Source organism: Azospirillum thermophilum, assembly GCF_003130795.1.
Lineage (GTDB): Bacteria > Pseudomonadota > Alphaproteobacteria > Azospirillales > Azospirillaceae > Azospirillum > Azospirillum thermophilum.
Genome location: NZ_CP029356.1, coordinates 300344 through 325000, shown reverse-complemented (window position 1 = coordinate 325000; position 24657 = coordinate 300344). Strand labels below are relative to the sequence as shown.

The window sequence follows — 24657 nt, the reverse complement described above, 5'->3', positions numbered from 1 at the left end:
CTTCAGGCAGAGGAAGCCCAGCACCGACAGCGGCCGGGCGGCCTGCTGGTTGAGGGTGCGGCACATCAGGGCGGCCATCCGCTCGCGCCGGGCCTGCTCGACCACCAGGGCGAAGGCGGCCATCAGCCAGCCGGGCCGGGCGAGATAGTCGCAGACGACGCCCACCGGCTCCCCCTTCCAGGGATCGACCCGCAGGACGACATAGGCCAGCAGCGTCTCGCCCCGCATCACATAGAAGCGGCGATGGCGGCCGGCCTGCGGGCTGGAGTCGAAGCGCCAGCGCAGGAAGGCGAGATCGCGCCGGGCGATCACCCCGTGCTGGGCGGCCGAGTCCTGCCACAGGGCGTCGACCCGGTGGTCGAAGCGCTCCACCTCGACCAGCCGCGCGCCGAACAGCCGGGCGGTGGCGTGGGTGGCCAGCGATGCCGCGGTCATCGCCGGCTTGCCCACCGACGCGACGAGGCGGGCGAGCCCGCCGTCATAGGGGCTGACGCGCAGGCAGCGCGGCGGATCGAGCACGCGCAGGTAGGTCGGCACGCTGCCGAGATCGAGCCACCCCGCCCGCTTGTAGGATTTGTAGGCGGCGTCGGTCATCGACAGCGAGACGGTGACGTCGGCCGCACCGGCCTGCGTCTCCGAGAGGGCGGGGCCGACGCCGCGCAGGCGCCATTCCGGGGCGACCATCAGGTCGATCGCCCAGGAGCCGCGACAGGTCCGCTCCCCCACCTTCAGCGAGAAGGGAATGCCCCCCTGCTGGCCGACGACGGCGCCGTTGCGCTTGCACAGCCAGAGCTGCGGTCCGTCCACGTCCCGGCCCGGCGGTTCCTCGAACAGCCAGCGGAAGTGGTCCGGGCAGAGCTGGAGGGCGTCCGACCCGAAGCTCTCGCGCTGGAAGGCCTCCAGCGCGGGGCGGTCGCCCGGCTCGAACCGGGCGACGCCGCGTTGCTTCCAGTCGATCACGCTCATCCGTTGCACCCTTCGACCTCGACCGGCTGCACGAGATGGGCGTTGCGCAGGATGCGGGCAGAGGTCCGGCGCTTCGCCACGATGTCCTTGTAGACCCGCCGCACCTGGTCGGGCGTCAGGTCCAGCGCCCGCGCTGCATCGTCCTCCGTCACGCCCCGGCCGAAGGCGAACAGCGCCAGGTCCAGCTTGTCGTAGGGCAGCGCGTAGTAGAACTCCTCCTGCGACTGCGGCAGGGTGTAGGTGTCGGTGCTGGGCGACTGGTTCCGGATGTCGTCCGGCAGGCCGAGCCAGTCGGCCATCTGGTAGACCTGCGACTTGTAGAGATGGGCGATCGGCTTCAGGTCGGCCAGCCCGTCGCCGCCGCGCACGAAGAAGCCCAGCTCGTACTCCAGCCGGTTCGGGGTGCCGAGCACCGCGTAGTTCAGCCGGTCGGCATGGGTGTATTCGACGGTCTTGCGCACCCGCTGCTTCAGGTTGGTGGCGGCGACCACGTCGAGATAGACGTCGACCGGCATGCGGCTGGTCTGCCGCTCCCCTTCCGGCGATTCCACGGTCAGGGTGAAGTAGTTGACGCGGTCGGCGTCGAGCAGTCCGCCGGCGAGGCCGATCTTCTGCTTCCATCCCGGCCCGTATTCGGGGAACAGCCGGCGGATCGCCGCGTCGCGCCGGTCGTAGCAGCCGAGTGCTGTCAGCGGAGCGGTGATGGTCTCCAGGATCGGCTCGATCCCCAGATGCTCGCACAGCAGCCGGCCGCGCCGGGTGCTGTCGGGGGAGTTCTCCTTCTCCGGCATCAGGATGGCCAGCACCCGCTCCGGCCCGAGGGCGCGGACGGCCAGCGCCGCGCAGACGGAGCTGTCGATTCCGCCGGACACGCCGAGCACGATGCCCTGGCGCCGCAGGTCATGGGCGACGATGCGTTGGATGGACTGCTCGATCTCGCGCGCCGCGGCCGCGCAGTCCAGCTCGAGAGCCGTGGAATCGAACGGGTGGAGGGCGTTCATCATATGGTCGGGTACCCTGGTTCGCGGTTGAAGCATCGTCTGGCAGGCAAAAGGCCCGGTCCGTCACGCCGCGACGGAGCCGGCGGCCGGATCGGGCTGTTCGAGGACATGGATGTCCGCCCGGTCGAGGGCGGTGCGCAGGGCGGCGGCGCGCCGCGGCAACTCGTCGATCATCGCGCGGGCCAGCATCTGCAGGGTCAGCACGCCGACCAGCGCCATCTCCTCGCGCTCGCCGGCCATGCGGCCGTCCCGGGCGTGGGCCCTGGCGGCCAGCGCGGCCATGCCGGCGCCGTCGACGAGGCCGTACCGCTCCAGCGCCTCGGGCGACAGCAGGTCGCGCACATAGCCGGGGGCGCCGGCGCCGAACAGGGCGGTGGTCATCGGGGCGCGGTAGGGGCGCTTCGGCCGCCGGCCGATCTCGGCCGGCAGCAGGCGGGCGGCCAGCCGGCGCAGCACCAGCTTGTCGCGCAGCCCCAGCATCTTCAGCCGGTCGGGAAGGGCGGCGCAGAAGCGGTCGACCTCCGGATCGAGGAAGGGGTAGCGGACCTCGATGCTGTTGGCCATGGCGACGCGGTCGCCCTGGCTCGCCAGCAGATAGGGGCCGAGGAAGGTGGCGATCTCCACCCACTGCGCGCGGGCGAGCGGCGACCAGTTGGACCAGCCGTCCGGCAGATGGGCGGCGACCTGCGCCTCGAAGGCGGCGGCATCGGCGGCGGCGCGCAGGTCGGGCGCCAGCAGGCGCTGCGTCCAGGCGGTGTTCTGCCAGCGGATGCGGTGGGCGTAGAAGGGCTCCGCCGTCTCCATCATCCCGCGCTTGAAGAAGGCCTGCCACAGCGGGCTGTCCTTCTGGCCGTTCACCGCGGCGAAGGGGTGGATGCGGCCGAGCAGCCGGGGCCGTATCCGGGATTCCGGCCGGCGCGCCCAGAAGCGGCGGACCCGGTCCTCCTTGAAGATGTCGTAGCCCGACAGCCATTCGTCGGCCCCCTCGCCCGAGAGCACGACGCGGATGCCGCTGTCGCGCACCAGGCGGGAGAGCAGGAAGAGCGGCGCCGGAGCGGTGCGGATCTGCGGGGATTCCGCGTGCCAGACCACGTCGGGCAAGGCCGCCTGGATGTCCTGCGGCCCGCAGAGGATGTCGTGATGCTCCGTGCCGACATGGGCGGCGACCAGCCGCTGCTGCGGCGTCTCGTCGAAGCCGGCGTCGGTGAAGCGGACGCCGAAGCTGTGCATGCGGGTGGTGTCGAGCTTGCGGGCAAGCGCCGCGATCACCGAGCTGTCGAGCCCGCCGCTGATGTAGACGCCGACCGGTACGTCGGCGCGCAGCCGCAGCCGGATGGCGTCGAGCAGCTTGTCCTCCAGCCGGTCGGCCGCCTCGTCCAGCGACAGGGCGGCCAGATCCTCGGCCGGCGCCATGTCCGGCTGCCAATAGCGGTCGGCGTGCGGAACCAGGGCGGCGTCGAAGCGGATGGCGGTCGCCGCCGGCACGCTCTCCACCCTGGCGAAGACGCTGCCATGCGGCGCGGTGCTCCAGTGGGTGAAGACCTGCGACAGGCGGGCCGGGTCGAAGGCCGGGCGGATGCGTCCGCCGCCGAACAGGGCCTTGGCTTCGGAGGCGAAGGCGAGATGGTCGCCGCTGCGGGCATAGACCAGCGGCAGGATGCCCAGCCGGTCGCGGACCAGCCACAGGTCGCGCCTGCGGCCGTCCCACAGCGCGATGGCGAACTGGCCGTTCAGCCGCTCCCAGGTGGCCGGGCCGAACTCCTCGAAGGCATGGACGATCACCTCGGTGTCGGTCCGCGTGTAGAAGCGGTGGCCGAGCGCCTCCAGCTCCCGCCGCAGCTCGACGTGGTTGAAGATCTCGCCGTTGAAGCTGATCCACAGCGTCCGGTCCTCGTTGTGGATCGGCTGGAAGCCGCCTTCGAGGCCGACGATGCTGAGGCGGGCATGGGCCAGCCCGACGCGGCCGTCGCGGTAGAAGCCATAGCCGTCCGGGCCGCGGTGACCCAGCATGGCGATCATCCGCTTCAGCTCTTCGAGCCCGGGGGGCTCGGCGCGGGGTCCGGCGAACAGGCCGGCGATACCACACATGCGATCGCTCTCCTTGGCAACCGGGCCTTGGCACCGGGGTCGGGAAATCGGGGTCGGGAAATCGGCTTGGGGAGCCTGGGGCGTGACGGGGTCAGACGGGCTCGGCGAGCGCCGCGCGGCGGATCTTTCCGGAGTCCGTCTTGGGCAGCGCGTCGCAGAACTCGATGAATTTCGGCACGAGATGGCTTTCCAGCCGGCCGCGGCAGTGCTGGCGTACCATCGTCTCGCTCAGCGCACGGTCGTCGCGGGCGACGATGAAGGCCTTCACCGCCAGCCCGTCGGCCGGATCGGGCACCCCGACCACGCAGGCCTCGGCGACCGCGTCCAGCTCATAGAGGACGGTCTCGATCTCCTTGGGGCTGACCTTCTCGCCGCGGCACTTGAAGACGTCGTCCTTGCGGGAGACGAAATGCAGGTCGCCGTCGGCATCCATGGTGAAGAGGTCGCCGGTGAACAGCAGGGTCTCCCCCTGCGGCCCGCGGCGCAGGCGCTTCGCCGTCTCCTCCGGCCGGTTCCAGTAGCCGCGCATGACGTTGGCGCCGCGCACCACCAGCTCGCCGACCGTCCCGGGGGGCAGGGGCGAGCCGTCCTCGCCGGCGACATAGGCGGCGCAGTTGGGGATGGCGCGGCCGACCGAGCCGGTCTTCTCCCCCAGCCGCGCCGGGTCGAGCGTGGCGATGCGGGTGCAGCATTCGGTCATGCCGTACATGGAGTGGAAGGCGGCGTCCGGGAACAGCGCGCGCAGCCGGTCGATGTGGGCGATGGGCAGGGGCGCCGCCGCATTGGTCAGGTAGCGCAGCGAGGACAGGTCGGCCGTCTTCAGCGCCTCCAGCCCCAGCAGGGTGGAGAAGACGGTGGGCACGCCGGGCAGGCCGGTGATGCGGTGCTTCACCATGCGGGCCAGCGTCTCCTTCGGGAAGGCGAAGGACCGTTCCAGCACCACGGTGAAGCCGACCAGCGCGCCGGTCAGCACCTGCGACAGCCCATAGCCGAAGGTCAGCGGCAGCAGGCACATCACCACGTCGTCCGGCCGGTTGCCCAGGTAGCCGGCGATCGACCGGGTGGTGGCGACGTAGCTGGCGTGGGTCAGCATGACGCCTTTCGGCCGGCCGGTGGTGCCGGAGGTGTACATGATCGCCGCCAGATCCTGGTCGATCAGGCCGGGATCGGCCGGCGCGCGATGCGGTGCGGCCAGCAGATCGGCGTAGAAGAGACCATCTGTGGCAGGGCCGGCGGCGCCCTCGGGCAGCGGCGCGCCGACCCACAGGGGCGTGGCGGACGTCTCCTCCAGGGCCGGCAGCACCTGGCGGGCGAGCGCGGTCGGGGCGACCAGCAGCGTCGCCCCGCTGTCGGACAGCAGCCAGGCCAGCTTGTCGGCCTTGGTCGAGGGATTGACGGGAACGAAGACCCCGCCCGCCTTCAGGACGGCGAACAGGCTCGCGACATACTCGATGGAGTTTTCCAGCATGACCGCGACGCGGTCGCCGCGGCGGACGCCGGCCTGCTGCAGGGCGCAGGCTACGGCGTCGCTCTCGCGGTCCAGCCCGGCGAAGCTGCGGCGGGCCTCCCCGGCGATCAGGGCCGTGCGGTCCGGCATGCGGGACGCGGTTTCGCCAAGGAACTGATGCACCAGATACAGCATGGTCGTCCCCGTCATTCGACCCTGTCCGCCCGTCTGCGGGCCGCCGGCTGCCGGACCGCCGGTCAGGCGGCGGTCTTCAGGGTGACCTTGCGGTCGACGAAGCTGGCGATCCGGCTGACGGACTCCAGGTTGTCGGCGATCATGTCGTCGTCCTCGACCGAGATGCCGAAGCGCTCCTCCAGGAAGGCGACGACATGCATGATGCCGGTGGAGTCGATCACCCCGGATTCCAGCAGGGATTCGCCGTTGTCGAAGCCGGAGTCCTTCCCGAGCAGGAAATTCTCCACGATGAAGGCGCGGATCTCCGCCAGGGCAGGGGAGGTGAGGCTGAGGTCGGTGGTGGGGGCGGTCAGCATGGCGCCGGAAAACTCCAGTGGTTTCGGTCCGTCAGGTCCTCGTCCGGCTCCGGTCCCTGGCTCTTGCGCCTTCGCTACCGGTCCGGTTCGTCGATGGCCGGGGGGCGGACACCCGTCGTCCCGGCGCTCTTTTTCGCATCTGCGTACTATGGTCTTTTTATTGTTACACTTCCTCGCATTTTCGAGAGAGCAAAGGATGCTTCCAGGTCGAATGCAGTGGTTAGCCACTCCGGTACCTGAATTCTTCTTGACGTTTCAGCCCCCTATCCTTTGGTCCGACCGCCTCGGCCGGCCGGCCTATTCCTGCTTCCGCCTTCGGCCCATCACACCCTGACCCGGCCAGCCTTCGGTACGGCCCCGTCCCAGGCAGTGGTCCCGCCGTCGCGCCCGCCGCGGGACAGCAGCCCCTTCATCCTGCGCAGCAGCGCCGGGACGCCGGTGAGCTGCACGGCCAGCCATGCGACATCCACGTCGTCGGACACCGGAAAGGCCTTCAGCCGCAGCGGGTCGGTGCCGGCATGGTTCCATCCGGGATCGATGGTCCGCGCGGTGCGGTATCCGGCCCGGCGGATCTCCTCCACCTCGCGCCCGCCGTAATCGCCGTTGGGAAAGGCGAAATGCCGGCAGGGCGTGCCGGTCTGCTCCTCCAGCTCGCTGCGGCAGAGCGCGATCTCCTCGGCGCAGCTCCGGTCGTCGCACTGCAGCAGGATCGGATGGGTGCGGGTATGGGCGCCGTAGTCGGCGACGTCGGCCATCCGGCGCACCTCGTCCCAGCTCATCGCCTGCCGCTGGTCGGGAGCGGCGTCGCGGTCGGGATCGTCGCCGGCCTCCGCCAGCAGGCGCCGCCGCTCCGGGTCGGACACCCGCTTCAGCGGCTCCGGCCCGATGCGGTCCGCCGCCGCGGTCTTCCACCAGTAGGGGCGGGCGGTCCCGACGATGCGGCTGCACAGATAGATGGTCGGCCGGACGTCGAACTCGCGGAACAGGGGCGCCAGCCGGGTGTTGTCGCGGTGCCCGTCGTCCAGCGTCACCACCAGCGGATAGGGCGGCAGGTCGTCCCACCGGCCGCTCTCCATCGCCGCGGCCACGGCATCCAGCGTGGTGAAGCGGTAGTGCCGGGCGTACCAGGCGAGATGCCGGCGCAGCACCGCGGGATCGGGATCATGATAGACCACGATCGTGACGCCACGGCGCGCGCAGGCGAAGCGCAGCAGGGCGCCGAACCCGGTCCAGCGCACCAGACCGGCTATGGCTCTCTTCATGACGTCCCCCTTTCTTCTCGACGCGGCCGCGCGGCGGTCAGCCTGTCCGCTCGGCCGGACCGCCCGAACGGATCGCCGGCGCGCCGGCGCCCGCCAGCCACATCCGCGCATTGCGGCGGTAGATTTCAATGATGCGTTCCCGGTAGACGGCGATGTCGAACTGGCGTTCCCAGCGCGACCGCGCCCCGCCGCCCAGCGCCTGCCGCAGGTCCGGATCGTCGATGACCCGCGCCAGCGCCCCGGCCAGCGCCTGCACGTCGCCCGGCGGCACCAGCAGGCCGGACACGCCGTCGCTGATGGCGTCCGGCACGCTGCCGACCGGCGTCGCGACGATCGCCAGCCCCTCGGCCATCGCCTCCAGCACCGACATCGGCAGCCCCTCGAACATCGAGGGCTGGACCAGCACGTCGGCGCCCGCCAGCTCGCGCCGGCAGCCGTCCTGGTCGAGCCAGCCGGTGAAGCGGACGCGGTCGGCGATGCCCAGCGACACCGCCTGGGCACGGTAGGTCTCCAGGTCGCCGTCGCCGGCGATGGTCACCACCCACGGCTTGTCACGGCAGGCGGGGGAGGCCAGCGCGCTCAGCAGGACGTCGATGCCCTTCAGCTTGATCAGCCGCCCGAGGAACAGCAGCCGGACCGGCGCCGAGGCGTCGCGCTTCACCGGCCGGGCGGGGCCGGGCACCGCGTTGTGCAGCAGCGTGATGCGGCGCACGGCGCCGCCGAAGCTGTCGGCGACCCAGTGGCGCCAGAACTCGCCCAGCACCACCACCTCGCTGCTGGCGGCCATCACCTGGCGGATCGCCCAGCGCATGAGCGGGCCGGATTCCTCGTACTGCTTGGGCAGCCGGCCGCCATGCAGATGCAGGACGACCGGGACGCGGAACAGCCGGGCGAGCGCCACCAGCAGGCCCTTGCGCAGGACGCTGCCATATTCGGCCATGTGGATGTGGACGAGCTGCGCCTTGCCCGATGCGAAGCCACCGGCCAGGCGGACGGCGGCGCGGGCGAAGTAGAAGGGCATCAGGCGGAAGCTGCCGGGGCCGTAGCTGTCGACCACTTCGAAGGGAACCTCCGGGCAATGCTGCCGAAGGTCGCTGGTGAAGTTGTCGACCACCCGCCCCATCCCGCCTTTCTCGCGGGTGCCGCCGGGGGAGACGATGTAGATCATGTCCGCTCCTGGTCTTCTTGCCTGATCCACCGTCCTGAAGCTCTTCCCGCAAACTTCGTAATGAGGAAGCTGCCGGATCGCCCTGTACCTGCCGGTTCTATCGCGGGTTTCACCCTGGCCGCATTCCCCTAACTGCTTTGAAAAAATACAACTCACAATTTGAGGGAAGCAATTCCACGGTTGTACTATGCGGTATTGGGCGAGGCGTAGGGACGTGACCTTTGGAACGACTGTGGCATGAAATTCTATTCATGAGGGCTAAGCAGTTTGATCAATGACCACCCATTCGGGGTAGGCGTGCTTCCGATGCCGCGGGGGCGGATCCGGCCAGCGGCGCCAGCGGCGCGCGCTGCGGCGCTCCCTGCGGCGTTCCGGGGCGGTCCATCTCCTCGTAGAGCGACTGCAGCGCGCGGCCGTAGGCCCCGATGTCGAACAGCCGCAGGAACAGCTCCCGCCCGGCCTCCGCCAGCCGGGCATGGAGCGCCGGGTCGCCGGCCAGCCCGGCGATCGCCCGGGCCAGCGCCTCGGGATCGTTCACCGGGATGATCCGGGCCGTCTCGCCGTCGGTCAGCACCTCGGGGATCGAGCCGACCGGCGTGGTGATGACCGGCAGCCGGGCGGACAGCGCCTCCAGGATGACCATGGGCAGCCCCTCGTGGGTCGAGGGCAGCAGCAGCATGTCGTGGCTGCGGATGTAGCGGTGCGCGTCCTCCCGCGACACCCAGCCGAGGAAGCGGCAGCGGTCGCCCACCCCCAGCTCCTCCGCCATCCGGCGGTAGCCGTCGATGTCGCCGCCGCCGCCGATCAGGACCTGGAAGCGCACGCCGCGCTCCTTCAGCAGGCGGCTGGCGCGCAGGATGGTGCCGATGCCCTTGCGCTCGGACAGGTTGGCCAGCACCAGCAGCGACAGCTCGGCCCCCGGTCCGGGCGCGGCGCGCACCGGCAGGTCGGCGCCGATGTCGGGCACCGCGTTGTAGAGCACCCGGATCTTCTGCTGGTCGATGCCGACCTCGCCGACCAGGAAGTCGCGCCAGCTCTCGCCCAGCACCACCACGCGCGTGCTGTGCCTGAACAGCCAGCGGCTGATGGCACGGGCGAAGGGGCCGCCCTGGAAGAACTCGACGAAGGAGGCGCCGTGCAGGTGCACCACCGTCGGCCGGCCGAACAGGTCGGCGACGAGCTGCACCGCGGCCTTGCGCAGGAAGCTGCCCTTCTCCGACACGTTGATGTGGACGATCGACACGCGCCGCCGGGCCAGCAGGACGGCCAGCCGCACCAGCGTGCCGCCCAGGTAGAAGGGCGACAGCAGGACGCTGCCGTTCCCCCGGGTGTCGAGCACCACCGTCTGCGGTGCGCCGGGGGAACAGGCGAACTGGTCGACGATGTAGCCGGTCATCCGGCCGATGCCGCCGCCGTCGATCGCACCCGGCGTCGCGAAGGCGATGGAACGGGCATTGCTATGCCGCGGAATAGGCTGCGTCATGGTCTGCCGTCGTTTCGTTCGGGGGAGGGGGAGGCGCCCTTGCATTGCCGGCGGCCGGTCATGCGGCGTCCGAAGCCGAGAAGATCGCCTGCCGCAATCGTCGCCGCAGCCCCACCGGCATCAGCGAATGCATGGTGAAGGTGGCGAGCGCCATCGGCGTCGGCGCCCCGTCGCGCAGCGCCGTGTTGAGCAGCCGCCAGCGGACCCCCGCCGTGCGCGCCGCCTGCTCGCCGCCGGTCGCCTGCAGCAGCAGGCAGGCATAGGCGCGCGGCGACAGGTGCCGGCGCATCGCCGCCGCCCAGTTGATCGCCAGGTCGATGTTGCGGCAGGTCGACAGGGTGACGCGGTTGTTCTCGGTGTAGTGCACGGCCAGCACCTCCGGCACGGTGATCAGCGCGCAGCCCTCCACCCCGCCGCAGAGGATCAGCCACTCCCAGTCGTCGAAGGCGGACACCGGGATCGGCACCCGCTCCAGCAGGGCGCGCGGCGCCAGCAGCGTCGTGGTCGGGGCGAAGGTCTCGCCCTTGAACAGGCCGTGGCGCACGAACAGGTAGTCGCCCACCTCGTCCTGCGGCGTCGCCAGCCGGCGCGGCCAGGCGAAGGTCCCGCGGGCGGTGATCACCTGGCAGCGGCAGCTCATGATCGGGTAGCGGACGCCGGCCGGGCGGGCGGCCATCTGGACCTCGATCTTCTCGGGCATCCAGTGGTCGTCGTCGTCGAGGAAGGCGATCCAGGCGCCGCGGCCGTGCCGCACCCCGATGTTGCGCGCCTCCGCGGCGCCATGGTTCTGCTCGAGCTCCAGCACGGTCAGGCGCGGGTCGGACAGGGCGTGGAGCTGCGAGGCCGTTTCCGGGTCGGGGCCATCGATCACCACGACCACCTCCAGCGCGGGATAGCTCTGCGCCAGCGCGCTTCGCACCGCCCGCGTGACCAGGTCGGGCCGGTTGCGGGTGGGAATGACGACGGTCACCAGCTCGTTCGAAGACGTCATGTTCGTGCCTTCAGTCGCGAAGGAGGGTCACAGGGATCGGCCGTTGCCGGGATACGGCGTCCGATCGGTGGCGAAGGGGGCGGCGGGAGCCGCGCTGCGGGCAAGGGCCGGCCCGCGCGGCACGACGGGGTGGTAGCCGAGCCCGCCCTGCGGCACGCCGGGGTCGCCGGGCCGGGCCCGGGTCGGGTGGCCGTGGAAGGAGCCGTGGCGGGACCCGCGGCCGGCGGCGCGGGCGCGGTCCCAGCGCTGGCGCTGGATCAGCCGCACCACGCCGATGGTCAGCACGATCCAGTTGAGCGAATGACGCTCCAGGAACAGGCTTTCCGAGATGGAGATGGCGAGCATCGCGCAGCCGACGGCGAACATCCAGGCGGGCTCCGCCCGGTTGTCGCCGTAGCGGGCCTGGAAGAAGCCCTGGAACAGCAGCCGGCCGAGCAGCGTCACGACGATCAGCAGGCCCGGCAACCCGAGGTCCAGCATCGCCTCCAGCCAGCCGCTGTGGGCGGAGTTGATGCCCCAGCCCTCGACGAAGGCGGCGCCGGGGCCGTAGGCGCCGTACCAGTAGGCGGCGTAGCCGTAGCCGAGCAGCGGCCGTTCCTCGACCGAACGCAGGATATGGTCCCACAGCACGGTGCGGCCGGTCAGCGTCGGATCGCGCCCCATGGCGTAGAGGGCGTCGTGCCAGAAGAAGGCGCCGGCGGTCGCCGCGATGACCAGCAGGGCGATCAGCAGCGCCATGGTGGGCATGAAGCTGCGGATGCTGCCGCGCACCAGCGTGGTGGAGAGCAGCGCGCCCGTCACCAGGAAGGAGGTCAGCAGGCCGGTGCCCGAGCGCGACATGATGATCAGCAGCATGGCCAGCGCCAGCAGGCTGCGGGTCACCCAGCGCCTGGCCTCGCCCTGCCAGTCGAGCCAGACCAGGCACAGCACCAGCCAGACCATCATGCGGCCGGTCACGTTCTTCTGGAAGAACACGCCCTTCCACGCGCCGGGGTGCATCTCGTGGTCCAGCCCCACCGCCGGCATGGCGACGACGAAGATGAAGGACAGGACCATCAGCAGCGACAGGCCGGTCGCCAGCAGGCGCATGATCTCCGGGAAACGGTAGCGCAGCCCCAGATAGATGCCGAACACGGTCGTGAACAGGAAGGCCACCGACCGGCGCAGCGTGATGTCCGGGTAGAGCGACCACAGCGAGGACAGGAAGGCCAGCAGCAGCGCCGCCGACAGGGCCGGGCTCGCGAACGGCACGCGGAAGGCGAGGGCCGGCCGGCTGGCGATGAGGCCGAGGATCAGCACATAGGTGCCGGCGAAGAAGACCGCGGCGCCGGCCGACTCCTGGTCGGCCGCCACCGGGCCGCCGCCGGTCAGCAGCACCGGCAGCACCGTGCCGCTGAAGGCCATGATGCAGAAGACGGTGATGCTCTTTTCCAGGACCTCGGAAACTCTCATGGGCCGCCGTTCCGCTTGCTTGCCTGTCGTCCGCCGGGCCGCCGCTCCGGCCGCCGCACTGTGAAGATGATCAGCGGTGCCCCGGCCGCGTAGGCGGGCGGACGCGTTAGACCGAAGGAGGCCGGTGCCGGCCGGGTTACCCGGATCGGCGACGGCACCCCGGAATCGTAAAAACGGCAAACCCCCCTCCGCGCGCGGAAGGGGGCCTGTCCGCCCGGCTGCGGGCCGGTTACGAGCCATCTCCCTTCAGGACCATCACCGCCGTCTTGCACAGGATGTAGAAGTCGAACAGCAGGCCGCAGTTGCGCACGTAGAAGACGTCCATCGCCACCCGTTCCTGGAAGGTGGTGCGGTGGCGGCCGGACACCTGCCAATAGCCGGTCAGGCCGGGGCGGACCGTGCCGATCACCTCCGCCGACGCCCCGACCTCCGGCAGTTCCTTCGGCATGTAGGCGCGCGGTCCGATCAGGCTCATGTCGCCCATCAGGATGTTCCAGAGCTGCGGCAGCTCGTCCAGCGAGGTGCGGCGCAGGAAGCGGCCGAAGGGGGTGATGCGCGGGTCGACCGTCAGCTTGTGGTAGGTCATGTACTCTTCGCGCAGCTTCGGATCGCTCTCCAGCAGCCGCTGCAGGTGCTCCTCCGCGTTGATGTGCATGGAGCGGAACTTCAGCAGGTCGAAGGTCGCCGCGCCGCCGGCCCAGCGCTGCTGGCGGAACAGCACGGGACCCGGGCTGTCCAGCTTGATCAGCACGGCGATCAGCAGCATCAGCGGCGCCACCATCACCAGCAGAAGCAGCGACAGCAGCACGTCCAGCGCCCGGCGGATGCGCAGGTAGCCGGTGGGCGGCCGGACGCTGACCCGCAGAGCCAGCGAGCCGTGCAGATTGTGGAAGGTCGCGTCGACGGCGCTGACATTGCCCTCGCCGAGCACGCAGTAGACCTGCTTGAAGGGCAGCGCGCGCACCAGCTAGGTCAGTTCGACGCCCTGGCGGCCCGCCTGACGGCCGATGTCGGCGACGATGGCGGCCTGCGCCTGCTGGGCGAAGGCGGGCGACTTGGCGAGCAGCTCGACCGGGCCGAAGACGGGCAGGCCTTCGATCCTCGTCTGCCAGAGGTCCGCGTCGTCGTCGAAGAAGCCGACCGGACGCATGCCGAGCCAGGGCAGGCGCTGCAGCTTGGCGGCGATGGCGGCGCCCTGGGGCCCCGCCCCGACGATGACCACCGGCGTGCGCCACTGCAGCGCGCTGGCCATCAGCCCGTGCACCAGGATCAGGTCGGCGGCATAGGTGGCGGCGAAGCCGATCAGCGCCACCGACAGGGCTTCCATGAAGAAGGGCCGGAACCCGTCCAGCACGATGAAGGGGACCGCCAGCACGGCGCAGCACAGCATCGCCGCCTGGAACGTCCGCCGGGTCCTTTCCAAATAGTCGAAGCGGCCGAGTGAATAAATTCCAAAAACAGACTTAACGAGTGGTACCAGCATCAGGCCGGTCACCAGTGACCGTTGGCCCAGTTCGGCTTCGATGTCAGCCGGGTCCTGGACCAGGATGTGGCTGAGCACCCATCCGACCAGGGCAAGCACGAAACCGTCGGACAGCGCCAGCAGCAACCCCGGCGCCAGCGGCGGAATAGCCGCTTTCTTGGCCGGGGTCATATCGATGACCACCTCTGGGTCGAGTTTGCTCATCGCAGGTCCCATGCGTTCGAAGGGAATGCCAGCCATCCCATGATCATCACGAGGATGGTCGCTCATCAGCTATGCCTGTCGGGCCTGAACACTTCTGACCGCCTTTGTTCGCTGTAACAGCCTTCTATTATCGGCAGGGAAGCAAAGCCGCATGTTGTTGAAGTCGAATTAGGATTGCAGCAGCCGAACGGCAACAGATCTTAAGGGACCGGGAGGGACAGCAGCGATACCCCTGCGAAATCGAATGGTGCAGCACCTCGAATATTCCAGAGAAACCGGAAGGGGCGGGATCCCCGGAAGGGATCGCCGTTCGGGGATGGAAAGCGGCCCGACATCAGCCGTTGGCGGCAGGAATGCCTCGCGATTTCGGGCCGAAGGGGTAACGGACACTCCCCGTCCGGCCTCCCCGCCCGTGCTGCCCCGGCGGAGGTCCGCCGGGCCCGGTCCGACCTTAGGCGATCCGCGGATCCCCGAACGGAACCGGGGAGGAATTCCGTACGACCGCATGGCGCGAACGCGCCCTTGCGCCTTGCAGCCGGCGCGCGCAGGGTCACGACCTGCCGGAGTGCGTAGACGGAAGGGTGCAGAGCCTCGTCCGAAGAAGAGATGACCTTTAGGTCGAGTATTACGGAAGAGAATACCCTTCGCTGCAAGGTCGAATTGACAGGCTCCGCCCCGCTTCCAATCATCGGACCGGGCCGGCGTCCTGCGCTCCGGCGCCGCGCCCGCCGGGGCCGGTGGCCCGCGACCCGCGACCCGCGCCGCCGGCCGATCCATCCCGCGGGCGGCGCTGTTCCCTTTCCAGACTCCCAACGGGTGCCGGATGGCTTCGGAAGCTGAGCAAATCATCAAGCACGGGTGGCTCTTCATGGTCGCCAACGTGGTCAACCGGGCTGCCGGGCTCTTGCTGCTGCCGCTCTACACCAAGGTCCTGTCGCCGGCGCAGTTCGGCGTCTATTCGCTGATCAGCGTGGTCGGCGACATCCTGGCGGTGATGCTGATGATCGGAATGATCAACGCCTTCACCGTCGTCTATTTCGAACATCCGGACGAGGCCGGCCGCCGCCGCGTGGTCGGCACCACCATGATCGGGCTGTGGAGCGCGACGCTCGGGCTGCTGGCGCTGGCCTGGCCGGTCGGGCTGGGCATCAGCGAGGCGCTGTTCGGCAACGGCGGCGAAGCGGCGGTGGTGGCCGTCGCCTTCGCCAGCATCGCCTTCAGCACGGTGTTCGAGCTGGCGCTCGCCTATTACCGGGTCCACAGGCGGTCCGGCACCTGCCTGATGATCTCCATCGGCAAGGCCGGCGGGCTGCTGGTGCTGAACCTGCTGTTCGTCTGGTGGCTGGACTGGGGGGTGGCCGGCATCTTCCTGGCGAACGGCATCACCTTCGTGGCGCTGGGCGTTCTGCTGACCGTCGCGATCCTCGCCGCCAACGGGGTGTCCTTCTCCTTCGGCATCCTGAAGCGGGTGGGGATGCTGGGTCTGCCCTTCATGCCGCAGACGCTGCTGGACATCGGCAACCAGTTCGTCCTGCGCTATCTGCTGAACATCCTGATGGGCATCGCGGCGGTCGGCGTGCTGTCCTTCGGCATGCGGCTGGCGACGCTGCTCTACATGTTCCTCACCGCCTCCTTCCTGCAGATCTGGTCGGTCGCGCGGATCGAGGCGCAGCACCGCGCCGCCGACCGCGACCAGGCGGAATTCGTCTTCTACTTCTTCATCGTCCTGCTGACGGCGGCGGCGCTGGGCATGGCGCTGATCTCGCCGGAGATCCTGTGGCTGATCGCCTCGCCGGACTATGCGCCGGTGCTCGCCTGCATGCCGCTGCTGGTGCTGACCTACACGCTCCACGGCGTGCGGATGCATCCGGAGGTGGCGCTGGTCAAGACCAAGCGGGTCGGCGTGCTGCCGCTGATCTCGCTGGGCGGCATCGCCGTCGGCACCGCGCTGGCCGCCCTGCTGATCGGCCCGCTCGGCGTGCTGGGGGCGGCCATCGGCGTCGTCGGGCGGGAGCTGTTCATGCTGGTGGCGACGGAGCTGGTCTGCCGCCGCCTCTGCCCGCAGGAGCTGCCGCTGCATCCGGGGCAGGTCCTGGGCGTGCTGGTCCCGGCGGCGATCGCCTATGCCGTCAGCCTGGAGCTGTTCGGCCACGCCGTCGACCCCGCCTATGTCGCCGCCAAGGTCGGCCTGACCATGCTGGCCGCCATCGCCGCCGTCTTCGGGCCGGGCTTCAGCCGGACCGACCGGGCGATCCTGTTCCGCATGGTGGGGCGGGTGCTGCGCCGGCCGCAGCCGGCCGCCTGACGCCCGCTCCCGCTCCACCGCGCTTCGCCTGATCCATCCCGGAGGACCGGCCCATGCAGGACCATTCGACCCTCTCCTTCACCCGCAAGGTCGGCGCCGACTGCGTCCGTTATTGCGGGCGTTCCGGCCTCGGCCCGGTGGTGAGGCTGCTGGCCGGCAACCGGCTGTTCCGGCCGGTCTTCACGCTGCGGCTCTGCCAGGCGGCGGCGGCTCTGCCGGCGGTCCTGCGCGGTCCCGCCCTCATGGCCAGCCGCCTGCTTCACCGCTGGACGCAGCAGGCGGCGGGCATGGACCTGCCGTGGGAGACCTCCGTCGGGCCGGGGCTCCGCATCCTGCACGGATGGGGGCTGGTGGTGAACGGCAGCGCCCGCATCGGCGCCAACGTCACGCTGTTCCACGGGGTCACCATCGGCCAGAAGGACGACATCACCCCGGCCGGCCGGGTCACGCATTATCCGGTGCTCGGCGACGGGGTCTGGGTGGGGCCGAACGCGGTGATCATCGGCGCCGCGGAGATCGGCGACGAGAGCATCGTCGGTGCCCTGTCCGTCGTCACCCGGCCGGTGCCGCGGCGGTCGCTGGTCACCGGCAACCCCGGCAAGGTGGTGGGGGAGGTGGCGATCCCCGACATCCCGAACCCGGCGCCACTCGCCGGCAGCGGCCTGTCCGCCGTCCGGGGCGAGGAGCCCGGCCCGCCGGTTGCCGGCCTGTCCGCCGGGCCGGGCTGAGCCGTCGGCACTTTCGCCGTTTCCGGACAGAAGAAAAGGGCCGGCAGCGATGGCTGCCGGCCCAGTCTTCATGCCGAGGATGAAGGTCCTGCTGCCTGCCGGATCAGGCGGCGTGCAGCAGCGACGGGTCGTGGTAGACGTGGTCGGCGGTGGCCGCCGCATCGTTGGCGTGGGCATAGGCGCCCGCGTCCTGGGCGGCGCTGCCCGCCGAGGCCAGTTCCGCCGCCGTGGCGGTGGTGGCGGTGGTGGCGGCGTGCTGCTGGCTGGTGACGGCGTTCGTCCACTCGTTCAGCTCGGCGGTGTGGGCCAGCTCGGCGGTCGAGGCGCTCGACCCCTGCTGGATCGTGCCGGTGCCGCTGGCGTCCGAGATGCTGGCCGAGGTGGCGTTGGCCAGCTTCAGGCTGAAGGTCTCGGTGCCCTCGCTGATGCTGTCGCTCAGCACCTTCACGGCGACCGTCTTGACCGTCTCGCCGGCGGCGAAGGTCAGCTTGCCGCTGGTGGCGACATAGTCGGACCCGGCCTTGGCCGTGCCGTCGACGGTGTTGTACTCGACCGTCACCGGCTTGTCCGAGGCGCCCGACAGCTTCACGGTGAACACCGCGTTGGTGGTGGCCGTGCCGCCGCTGCCGGTGCCGTGGGTGACGCCGGCCATGCCGGTCTTGATCAGGTCGACCTTGGCCTGGTTGACGGTCTTGAAATCGCTGTTCAGCAGGCCGCCGACATCGTGCGATTCCGGCGTCCAGGCCCAGTAGGTCCAGCTCATCCCCTTGTCGCCGGCGGCGATGTCGGCCTTGCCGTCCAGGTTCCAGTCGCCGTTGGTGTACTTCATCAGCGCGTTGACCCAGGTGCGTTCGGCCGCGGTCTCGAACTTGCCGCCGAACTCGCCGATCAGGACCGGAGCGATGTTGTTCTTGTAGATGTAGCCCCACATCCCGTCATACTGCGCCGGCAGGTTCTTCGGATAGCTGGGATCCTGCAGCCACGGGAAGTTGTAGACGCTCTGGCCGTAGACGTGCGGGGAGTAGACCAGCTTGTTCGGGACGTTGAACTCGACCGGGTTGTTCTTCACGCCGGCCAGCGTGCTGCTCCACTCCGTGCCCTCGACGAACATCAGCCAGTCCTTGTTGACCGTCTGGATGGCGTTGCCGATGCGCTCGGCCGCCGCCGCCCAGTCGGTGGCGGGGTTGCCGCCCCAGGTGGCGGAGACGCTGGGCTCGTTGTGCAGGTCGGCGCCGATGACCGTGGTGTTGCCGGCATAGTGCTTCGCCAGCATCTTCCAGTTCTCGATCATCTTCGATTCCGGGTACTTCTGCGAGTACCACAGGCCGTGCTCGTTGGTGCCGGCGCCGCCGTCGTTGCGGTGGTGATCAAGGATCACCTTCATCCCGACCTTGCCGGCATAGTCGATGATCTTGTCATAGACCTGCAGGCGGGTCAGGCCCTGCAGATCGGGGTTCTTGGAATAATCGATGCCGTTGGTGACGGCGCTGCTCTCGAACATCTCATCGGCGTAGGTCAGGCGGATGACGTTGAAGCCGATGTCCTTCATCTTGTTGATGTGGCCCTGGTAGCTGTCGGCCCACAGACCGGTCGGCACGTAGTTGTAGCCCTCGCCGCCGAACCAGTTGACGCCGTTCAGGCGGACGTTGTTGCCGGCCGCGTCGACGATCTGGTTGCCCTCGGTGTGGAGGAAGCCGACGATGCCCGAGGCGCCGCCGCCGCCGGCCTTGGGCTCGGTGACCGTCACGTCGTTGACCGAGATCTTCGGGGTGGTGGCCGGCGGGTTGGTCGGCGTCGGGCTGGTGTCGTGCGAGAAGAAGGACTTGTCGGCGTTGACGACCAGCGTGCCGTTCCAGTTCATCGTGGCCTTGCCGGCGACGACGTCGCGGCCGTCCAGCGCGCCCTTGTCGTAGCTGACGATGCCGTCGGTCGGCAGCACCGAATGGCCGCCGATGGTGATCTTGTTGACCGTCAGGTTGCGGTCCTGGCCGTTGATCGTCGCGTCGTTGTCGAACTGGATCTGGACCTTGTGGGCCTGATCCTGGGCGACGTTGGCGTGGAAGGTGAAGTCCTTCGAGCTGGTGGCGGCCGTGGCCTCGCCGATCACCTTGCCGTCGACCAGAACCTTGAAGTGCGCGTTGCTGCCGCCGGCGACGGTGCCGCTGGCGTTCACCACGATGGCGGTGGACCCGGCGGGCGGGGTGGTCGGGACGGGGGTCGAGCCGGAGCCCGACGGAGCCGGGAAGTAGCTCTTCGTCAGGGCGAAGTCCAGGGACCCGCCCCAGGAGAGCTGCTCGCGGCCGGACAGGACGCCCTGGCCGTCCGCGTCGTAGCTGACGACGGAGCTGTTGGAAGCGATGGTCTTGCCGTTGACCTCGATCGACTTGACCAGCAGGTCGCGGTACATGCCCGCCTTGTCGGTCGACAGCCAGTCGTTGTCGTAAACGATTTGGATCTTATGAGCGGCGTCGGGGGCGACCTTCGTCTTGAAGGTGTAGCGACCGGCGTTGGTGGAATTGACCGTGGCCTGACCGACGACCGTGCCGTCGACAAGCAGTTTGAAATGCGGCCAGACTCCTCCGGCAGCCAGACCCGAGGCATTAACGACGAAAGTCGTGTCGACGGGGTTCGTTGCCATTGGAAGTAACCTCTTGTCCGTGGTTCGTTGGACCCGAGGTTGGCCGACAAAGGTTAACGAGATGTTTCGTATTTTAGCGAATTGAGGCTGAAAAGCCACGCTATGCTGTGAAAAGAATGGGACGGAAAAATCCGCTTTCATGGTGCCGGCCGGCAACATCGGCGGATCTGTCCATCCCTAATACGCTGAAACTACGTTGTTTTATTTCCGATGACCTGGCGTCAGCCTGGCTTGTGCGCGATCATGAACAGCTCGGGGCGGAACAGGTAAAGCTGGCCGAGCTTGGAAAGCTTGCGACGCATGGTTAACGGAAGCGATCCCAAAAATGTCTCCACCGCGGTTACGTAGGCGAGGTAGCCGCGGCCGGAGAAGCGGATCGGCAGATAGCGCCGCAGGGCCATCGGGGCGACGTAGGCCGCCTCCAGACCGGTGAAGCCGGCCGCCTTCAGCATGGCGGAGATCTCGCGGTAGTCGTACTCGCGCAGGTGCATGCACACCGGCTCCTCCAGCCCGAAGACCTCCGACAGGTCGGCCGGCCCGGCGAGCTTGTGCGGCATGGCGAAGACGTAGCGGCCGCCCGGCTTCAGGATGGCGTAAACGTTCTCCAGGTGGGTCGGCACGTCGTCGGGATGGAAATGCTCGATGACGTGGGTGGAGACCACCGCGCCGTAATGGTCGCGCGGCTCGAACCGGGCGAGGTTGACGCCGTCGCAGCAGCGCCAGGTGATGTTGGTGCGCTCGTCGGTCCAGCGCTCGCCGCGCTCCCGCGTCACCTCGGTGGCGACGCATTTGTAGCCGTGGCGGGCGAGGTAGGTCAGCAGCCGCGCCTTGCCCGAGCCGACCTCGTAGACCTCCTTCGGTCCGCCCAGCAGGTCGAGGAAGTGGCGGAAATCCAGGTCCTCGTTGCGCTCGGACGCGTCCTGCTCGGCCTCGTTCAGCCAGGGGCAGGCGCTGTAGAGGGCGGTGTAGCAGCGCTCGAACACGTCCCAGCGCTCCTCCTTGCGGGAGTCGAGAAGCTCGCGCGCCAGCCGGCGCTCCAACTCCCAGTGCTGCTGCACCATGCTCTCGTTCAGCGGGTAGCCGGGCGCCAGATGGAACTTCCGGCGGTAGCGTGCGACCAGTTCGTCGGCGGTAAGGCTTTTCACGATCGACCTCTCCAATCAGCATGGCCCAATCAGCGCGGCCTCGATCAGCATGGCGGCACGCTTCCAGACTCTAGGCATTCCCCGCGTCGCCGCACCGGTGCGGAAGGCTGGCCGGCCAGGGCGATCGGACGTGGTAGCGTCGTGGACGGGGTTACCCCGCCCGCGTCTTCGCCCGCAGGGCCTGCACCGCCGCCTCGTACATCGGCGTCGGGCGCGACCGCGCGTCGTAGGGCGACGGCTGCGGCTTCATCTGCGGGTGCATCTTCGAAATGAAGTTCAGGTCGGAGCGCAGGTGCCACCAGCAGATCTCGGCGACCCGGGCATGGCCCAGCAGGTCCTTCAGGTACTCGCCGACCATCAGCGCCAGCCGCCGGTCCTTCTCCTCCCGCGACCAGGAACGCGGCAGGCGCGTCTCGTCGGCGTCGAGCTCGGTGACGTGGATCGGCAGGCCCAGCCGGTCGACCGCCCGCAGGAAGCTGCGCATGCCGGCGCTGTCGTAAGGCCGGCCGCCGATCAGGTGGCTCTGCAGCCCCAGCCCGTCGATCGGCACGCCGCGCTGCACCGCCCCGGTCAGCCAGTCCAGCAGATAGGCGCGCTTGCGCTGCTCCCACCCCTCGTCCAGCTCGACGCCGAACTCGTTCAGCACCAGCCTGGCGCTGGGGAAGACCTTGCGGACATGGTGGAAGAAGGGGTCGAGCCATTCCGGCCCCTTGTCCCCGCCGGCCGCGACCCACCACATGCCCTTGCGGAAGCCGAAGCGGTCCTGCTCCTCGGGATGGCTCTCCACCGTTTCCCAGAAGAACATCTCGTTGGCGACGTCGATGCGGTAGAAGATGTCGCCGTAGCGCTCCTTCACCCGCGCCACCGCGTCGGTGAAGCGCTGCCAGTAGTTCTCCGGCCCGAGCGTGCCGTCCGGCGAGAAATAGGCGTCCTCGCCGATGCCCAGCTCCGCCTGCCGGGCCTTGGGCAGCTTCATGTAGTCGGGCGTGCCCATGTGCTGCCACAGGATGGTGTGCCAGTTGGGCTTCGCACCGATGTCGCGCGCCAGATTGACTGCCGCGTCGAACCGGCTCCAGTCGAACCGGCCCTCGCGGTTCTGGAAGAGGACCCATTTGCCGCCGTTCTCCGGGGTGACGACGTCGCATTCGCGCGCCATCAGCCGGTCCAGCATCGGATCCTCGGGATCGACGTAATGGTCGCGGGCGGCGCCGTGGAGGATGCCGGCCTTGCGGCACATCTCGCGCAGGGTCACCGCCGGCTCGGCCGGGCGGCTCGCGGCTTCGGCGGGGGCCGGTCCGCTCGCCGCCCGGCAGGTGCCGAGGACGGCGGCGCCCGCCGCCCCCAGCAGTGCCGCCCGCCTGGACAGGGGCACGCCCGTCACGAGGTCGCCCGCAGCGTACGGTTGCCGCCGTAGTATTTCCGGGTGGCGACATAGCTGCTGTAGGGCCCCTGGTAGCCGCGCGAGGCCGCCTTCTTCAGGTTCACGTCGGTCATCACGCACACGAACTTCTCGTGGTCGATCGGGCCGAGGTCGGCGACCGCCTGCAGGTCGCTCGCCGTGGTGTGGCCCCAGCGGGTGACGAACAGCACCCTGGAGGCGGCGGCGCAGACGATGCGGGCGTCCGACACGGCCAGCGCCGGGGCGGTGTCGAACACCACCAGGTCGTAGCGCGGCGACAGGCCGGCCATCAGATGGACGAGGCAGTCGACGTTGAAGCGGTCCAGCGTCTCCGACATCAGCCGGCCGGCCGGCACCACGTCGAACGGCACGTCGTCGGCGCTGTGGACGATCTCGTCCAGGGCCGCCTCGCCGGCGATCCAGTCCGACAGGCCGCGCTTGGCCGACAGGTTGAACAGCCCGTCGATCCGCGACCGGCGGAAGTCGGTGTCGACCACCACCACCCGGCGGCCCGCCTGGCTCGCCACCTGGGCGACGGCGAGGCTCAGCGAGGTCTTGCCGTCCTGCGGCCGGGCCGAGGTCACCGCGATCGAGCCGACCGGGCCGAGATCGGCCAGATGGTTGCGGAACAGGGCGCGCAGGGACTCGCTGAACAGCGAGAAGGGATGGCGCTGGAACAGCTCGTAGAGCCGGCCGTGGACGCCGCGGGTCGAATGGTGCGGCAGGATGTGCACGCCGGCGACGCCCAGGATGCGGCGCACGGCGTCCGGGGTGCGGATGCGGCGCTGCAGCAGCTCGACGCCGAACACCGTGAAGATCGCCACCGCGAAGGACGCCACGAAGCCGGCGAGCAGCAGCAGCGCGCGGAACGGGCCCGACGGGCTGCGCGGCACCTGCGGGGCGGAGACCAGCTTGACCGCCGTCGGGAAGGCGCGGTTGTCCTGCTGGGCCTGCACCTCCTCCAGACGGCCGAGCAGGCTGTCGAGGAGCTGGCGCTTGGCCTGGGCCTCGGCCTCCAGCGTGCGCAGCGGCACCGCCTCCTCGGTCATGGTCTGGTAGCTGCTCTCCAGCCGGGCGATCATCGCCTTCAGCGCGTTCTCCTGGGCGATGGCGACGTTGGCCGCCTCGCGCACGCCGTCGATCTCGCGCCGCGTCTCGCTGGCGAGTGCGGAGTTGGCCTCGTTCAGCCGGGCCTGCAGCTCGATGATGCGCGGGTGCTTGGGGCCGTACTGGCGGGAAAGCTGCGCCATCTCGGTGGAGATCGCCGCGACGGTGGCGCGGAGCTGGGCCACCACCGGCGAGGCGATGCTGCTGCCGCTGGACCGGGCGCCGCGCTCCAGCGCCTCGGCCTGGGCGACGGCGCGGGCGCGGTTGGCCGACGCCTCGGCCAGCCGCAGGCGGGCCTGCTCCAGCTCGCCGGTCGCCATCAGCCCGTTGTTGCCGCCCTTGACCAGCCCGGCGCGGAAGCGGGTCTCGTCGACCTTGCGGTCGGCCTCGGCGACCTCCCTGCGCAGGGCGTCGATGCGGTCCTTCAGCCATTCCACCGCGCTGGTCGACAGGTCGCGGTCCATCTGCTGGCGGGTTTCCATGTAGCGGCGGACGATGGTGTCGACCATGTCGCGCGCCATCTCCGGATCCTTGTCGGTGAAGCGCACCTGGATCACCCGCGACCGGCCGACGATGGCGACGTCCAGTTTGCGCCGGATGCGGTCGAGGATGCCGTCGATGCCGGTGGAGGCGTAGGCCTCGCGCTGGACGGCGTCGCGCGCCATGCCGTCGCCGTGGTCGAGCAGGGCGGCGACCGGGCCGGGCAGGTCCTCGCCCCAGATCTGCCGGGCATGGTCCCGCAGATAGGCGGTGGCGCGCGCCGCGAAGGGCTGGTTCGCCTCGGCCGGCGCCGGCTGGGCCGGCGGGTTGAAGTCGGGATTGCCGGTCAGCTTCAGGTCCTCCACCGCGCGGGACAGCACGGCGGTGGACTTCAGGATCTCGATCTCGCTGAGGATGGAGGAATCCTCGGCGGGGATGGAGCCCAGCATCTGGTCTTCCGGCCGCACCACCCGGACCTGCCGGTTGTCCACCAGCAGGAGCGCTTCGGAGCTGTACTGGTCCTTCAGCAGCGACACGCCGAACGCCGCCGTCGCCGTCAGCGCCACGACGATGACGGCGATCAGGAGCTTGTGCGCGGCGAGCACGCGCAGGATGAAACGGAAGTCAGGGCCCATCGCCGGGGCCTGCCCCTCGTAATCGGCGCGCGGCGTGGGACCGGGAACGGCCGGCCAGCCCGGAACCTGGGTCTGGGCGTGGGCCGGTGGACCGCCACGGTTGATCTGGGGAAGGTTTTCCACG

Annotated in this window: 18 protein-coding genes (1 of these 18 running past the window's edge); 2 read left to right on the top strand and 16 right to left on the bottom strand. The window is 69.6% G+C overall.

The window, feature by feature from the left end:
• From DEW08_RS22645 to DEW08_RS32780, 12 genes are all read right to left on the bottom strand, one after another.
• Positions 1-966: the 5' portion of a GNAT family protein gene (locus DEW08_RS22645; protein ID WP_109331577.1), read on the bottom strand. Its footprint begins 141 nt before the window's first position; only the first 966 of its 1107 coding nucleotides appear in the window; it begins with the start codon at positions 964-966; its stop codon lies beyond the left edge, outside the window.
• Complete coding sequence (nadE, locus tag DEW08_RS22640) at positions 963-1970, bottom strand: NAD(+) synthase (protein WP_109331569.1); 1008 nt, start codon at positions 1968-1970, stop codon at positions 963-965. Before nadE ends, DEW08_RS22645 begins: the two co-directional genes overlap by 4 nt.
• A 60-nt stretch (positions 1971-2030) precedes the next feature.
• The gene (asnB, locus tag DEW08_RS22635; protein ID WP_109331563.1) at positions 2031-4055 is read right to left on the bottom strand and encodes an asparagine synthase (glutamine-hydrolyzing); all 2025 of its coding nucleotides are present in this window, start codon (positions 4053-4055) and stop codon (positions 2031-2033) included.
• Positions 4056-4146: 91 nt separating this feature from the next.
• The gene (locus tag DEW08_RS22630) at positions 4147-5712 is read right to left on the bottom strand and encodes a class I adenylate-forming enzyme family protein (RefSeq protein ID WP_245986906.1); all 1566 of its coding nucleotides are present in this window, start codon (positions 5710-5712) and stop codon (positions 4147-4149) included.
• A 47-nt stretch (positions 5713-5759) separates the two neighbouring features.
• The gene (locus tag DEW08_RS22625) at positions 5760-6053 is read right to left on the bottom strand and encodes an acyl carrier protein (RefSeq protein WP_109331562.1); all 294 of its coding nucleotides are present in this window, start codon (positions 6051-6053) and stop codon (positions 5760-5762) included.
• Positions 6054-6376: 323 nt separating this feature from the next.
• Positions 6377-7315, bottom strand: coding sequence for a polysaccharide deacetylase family protein (locus DEW08_RS22620; protein WP_109331561.1), 939 nt, complete (start codon positions 7313-7315; stop codon positions 6377-6379).
• A gap of 37 nt (positions 7316-7352) precedes the next feature.
• On the bottom strand, positions 7353-8483 hold the full coding sequence (locus tag DEW08_RS22615) for a glycosyltransferase family 4 protein (RefSeq protein ID WP_211107309.1): 1131 nt from the start codon (positions 8481-8483) through the stop codon (positions 7353-7355).
• Positions 8484-8754: 271 nt separating this feature from the next.
• On the bottom strand, positions 8755-9966 hold the full coding sequence (locus tag DEW08_RS22610; protein WP_109331556.1) for a glycosyltransferase family 4 protein: 1212 nt from the start codon (positions 9964-9966) through the stop codon (positions 8755-8757).
• A gap of 58 nt (positions 9967-10024) precedes the next feature.
• On the bottom strand, positions 10025-10957 hold the full coding sequence (locus DEW08_RS22605; RefSeq protein WP_109331555.1) for a glycosyltransferase family 2 protein: 933 nt from the start codon (positions 10955-10957) through the stop codon (positions 10025-10027).
• Positions 10958-10984: 27 nt separating this feature from the next.
• A complete protein-coding gene (locus DEW08_RS22600; protein WP_109331554.1) occupies positions 10985-12409 on the bottom strand; it encodes an O-antigen ligase family protein in 1425 nt (474 codons plus the stop codon).
• 229 nt (positions 12410-12638) lie between these two features.
• Positions 12639-13373, bottom strand: a complete 735-nt coding sequence (locus tag DEW08_RS32785) for a sugar transferase (protein ID WP_245986905.1) — start codon at positions 13371-13373, stop codon at positions 12639-12641.
• Positions 13374-13376: 3 nt separating this feature from the next.
• Positions 13377-14162 carry a nucleoside-diphosphate sugar epimerase/dehydratase gene (locus DEW08_RS32780; RefSeq protein WP_245986904.1) on the bottom strand — a complete coding sequence of 262 codons (786 nt, stop codon included), beginning with the start codon at positions 14160-14162 and terminating at the stop codon, positions 13377-13379.
• An 802-nt stretch (positions 14163-14964) separates the two neighbouring features.
• On the opposite strand from DEW08_RS32780, the gene DEW08_RS22590 reads away from it, so the two are divergent.
• Positions 14965-16401, top strand: a complete 1437-nt coding sequence (locus DEW08_RS22590) for a lipopolysaccharide biosynthesis protein (protein WP_245986903.1) — start codon at positions 14965-14967, stop codon at positions 16399-16401.
• 53 nt (positions 16402-16454) lie between these two features.
• Complete coding sequence (locus DEW08_RS22585) at positions 16455-17129, top strand: serine acetyltransferase (RefSeq protein WP_109331552.1); 675 nt, start codon at positions 16455-16457, stop codon at positions 17127-17129.
• Between the two features lie 103 nt (positions 17130-17232).
• On the opposite strand, the gene DEW08_RS22580 is transcribed toward DEW08_RS22585, so the two are convergent.
• The 4 genes from DEW08_RS22580 to DEW08_RS22565 all read right to left on the bottom strand — a co-directional run bounded on the left by DEW08_RS22580 (position 17233) and on the right by DEW08_RS22565 (position 24656).
• Positions 17233-19767: a cellulase family glycosylhydrolase gene (locus tag DEW08_RS22580; protein ID WP_109331544.1), complete on the bottom strand. Its 2535-nt coding sequence runs from the start codon at positions 19765-19767 to the stop codon at positions 17233-17235.
• Between the two features lie 221 nt (positions 19768-19988).
• Positions 19989-20912, bottom strand: coding sequence for a class I SAM-dependent methyltransferase (locus DEW08_RS22575; protein WP_245986901.1), 924 nt, complete (start codon positions 20910-20912; stop codon positions 19989-19991).
• 151 nt (positions 20913-21063) lie between these two features.
• Positions 21064-22293 (bottom strand): endo-1,4-beta-xylanase, encoded by a 1230-nt coding sequence (locus tag DEW08_RS22570; RefSeq protein WP_109331543.1) that lies wholly within the window; start codon positions 22291-22293, stop codon positions 21064-21066.
• A complete protein-coding gene (locus DEW08_RS22565; RefSeq protein ID WP_245986899.1) occupies positions 22290-24656 on the bottom strand; it encodes a GumC family protein in 2367 nt (788 codons plus the stop codon). Before DEW08_RS22565 ends, DEW08_RS22570 begins: the two co-directional genes overlap by 4 nt.
• Position 24657 lies beyond the last annotated feature (1 nt).

Excerpts from the sequence above, each read along its gene's own strand:
- DEW08_RS22625 (WP_109331562.1), bottom strand. The coding sequence starts at position 6,053 with ATGCTGACCGCCCCCACCACCGACCTCAGCCTCACCTCCCCTGCCCTG.
- DEW08_RS22605 (WP_109331555.1), bottom strand. The coding sequence starts at position 10,957 with ATGACGTCTTCGAACGAGCTGGTGACCGTCGTCATTCCCACCCGCAAC.
- DEW08_RS22610 (WP_109331556.1), bottom strand. The coding sequence starts at position 9,966 with ATGACGCAGCCTATTCCGCGGCATAGCAATGCCCGTTCCATCGCCTTC.
- nadE (WP_109331569.1), bottom strand. The coding sequence starts at position 1,970 with ATGATGAACGCCCTCCACCCGTTCGATTCCACGGCTCTCGAGCTGGAC.
- DEW08_RS22590 (WP_245986903.1), top strand. The coding sequence starts at position 14,965 with ATGGTCGCCAACGTGGTCAACCGGGCTGCCGGGCTCTTGCTGCTGCCG.
- DEW08_RS22580 (WP_109331544.1), bottom strand. The coding sequence starts at position 19,767 with ATGGCAACGAACCCCGTCGACACGACTTTCGTCGTTAATGCCTCGGGT.
- asnB (WP_109331563.1), bottom strand. The coding sequence starts at position 4,055 with ATGTGTGGTATCGCCGGCCTGTTCGCCGGACCCCGCGCCGAGCCCCCC.
- DEW08_RS22620 (WP_109331561.1), bottom strand. The coding sequence starts at position 7,315 with ATGAAGAGAGCCATAGCCGGTCTGGTGCGCTGGACCGGGTTCGGCGCC.
- DEW08_RS32780 (WP_245986904.1), bottom strand. The coding sequence starts at position 14,162 with ATGAGCGACCATCCTCGTGATGATCATGGGATGGCTGGCATTCCCTTC.
- DEW08_RS22615 (WP_211107309.1), bottom strand. The coding sequence starts at position 8,483 with ATGATCTACATCGTCTCCCCCGGCGGCACCCGCGAGAAAGGCGGGATG.
- DEW08_RS22630 (WP_245986906.1), bottom strand. The coding sequence starts at position 5,712 with ATGACGGGGACGACCATGCTGTATCTGGTGCATCAGTTCCTTGGCGAA.
- DEW08_RS22600 (WP_109331554.1), bottom strand. The coding sequence starts at position 12,409 with ATGAGAGTTTCCGAGGTCCTGGAAAAGAGCATCACCGTCTTCTGCATC.
- DEW08_RS22585 (WP_109331552.1), top strand. The coding sequence starts at position 16,455 with ATGCAGGACCATTCGACCCTCTCCTTCACCCGCAAGGTCGGCGCCGAC.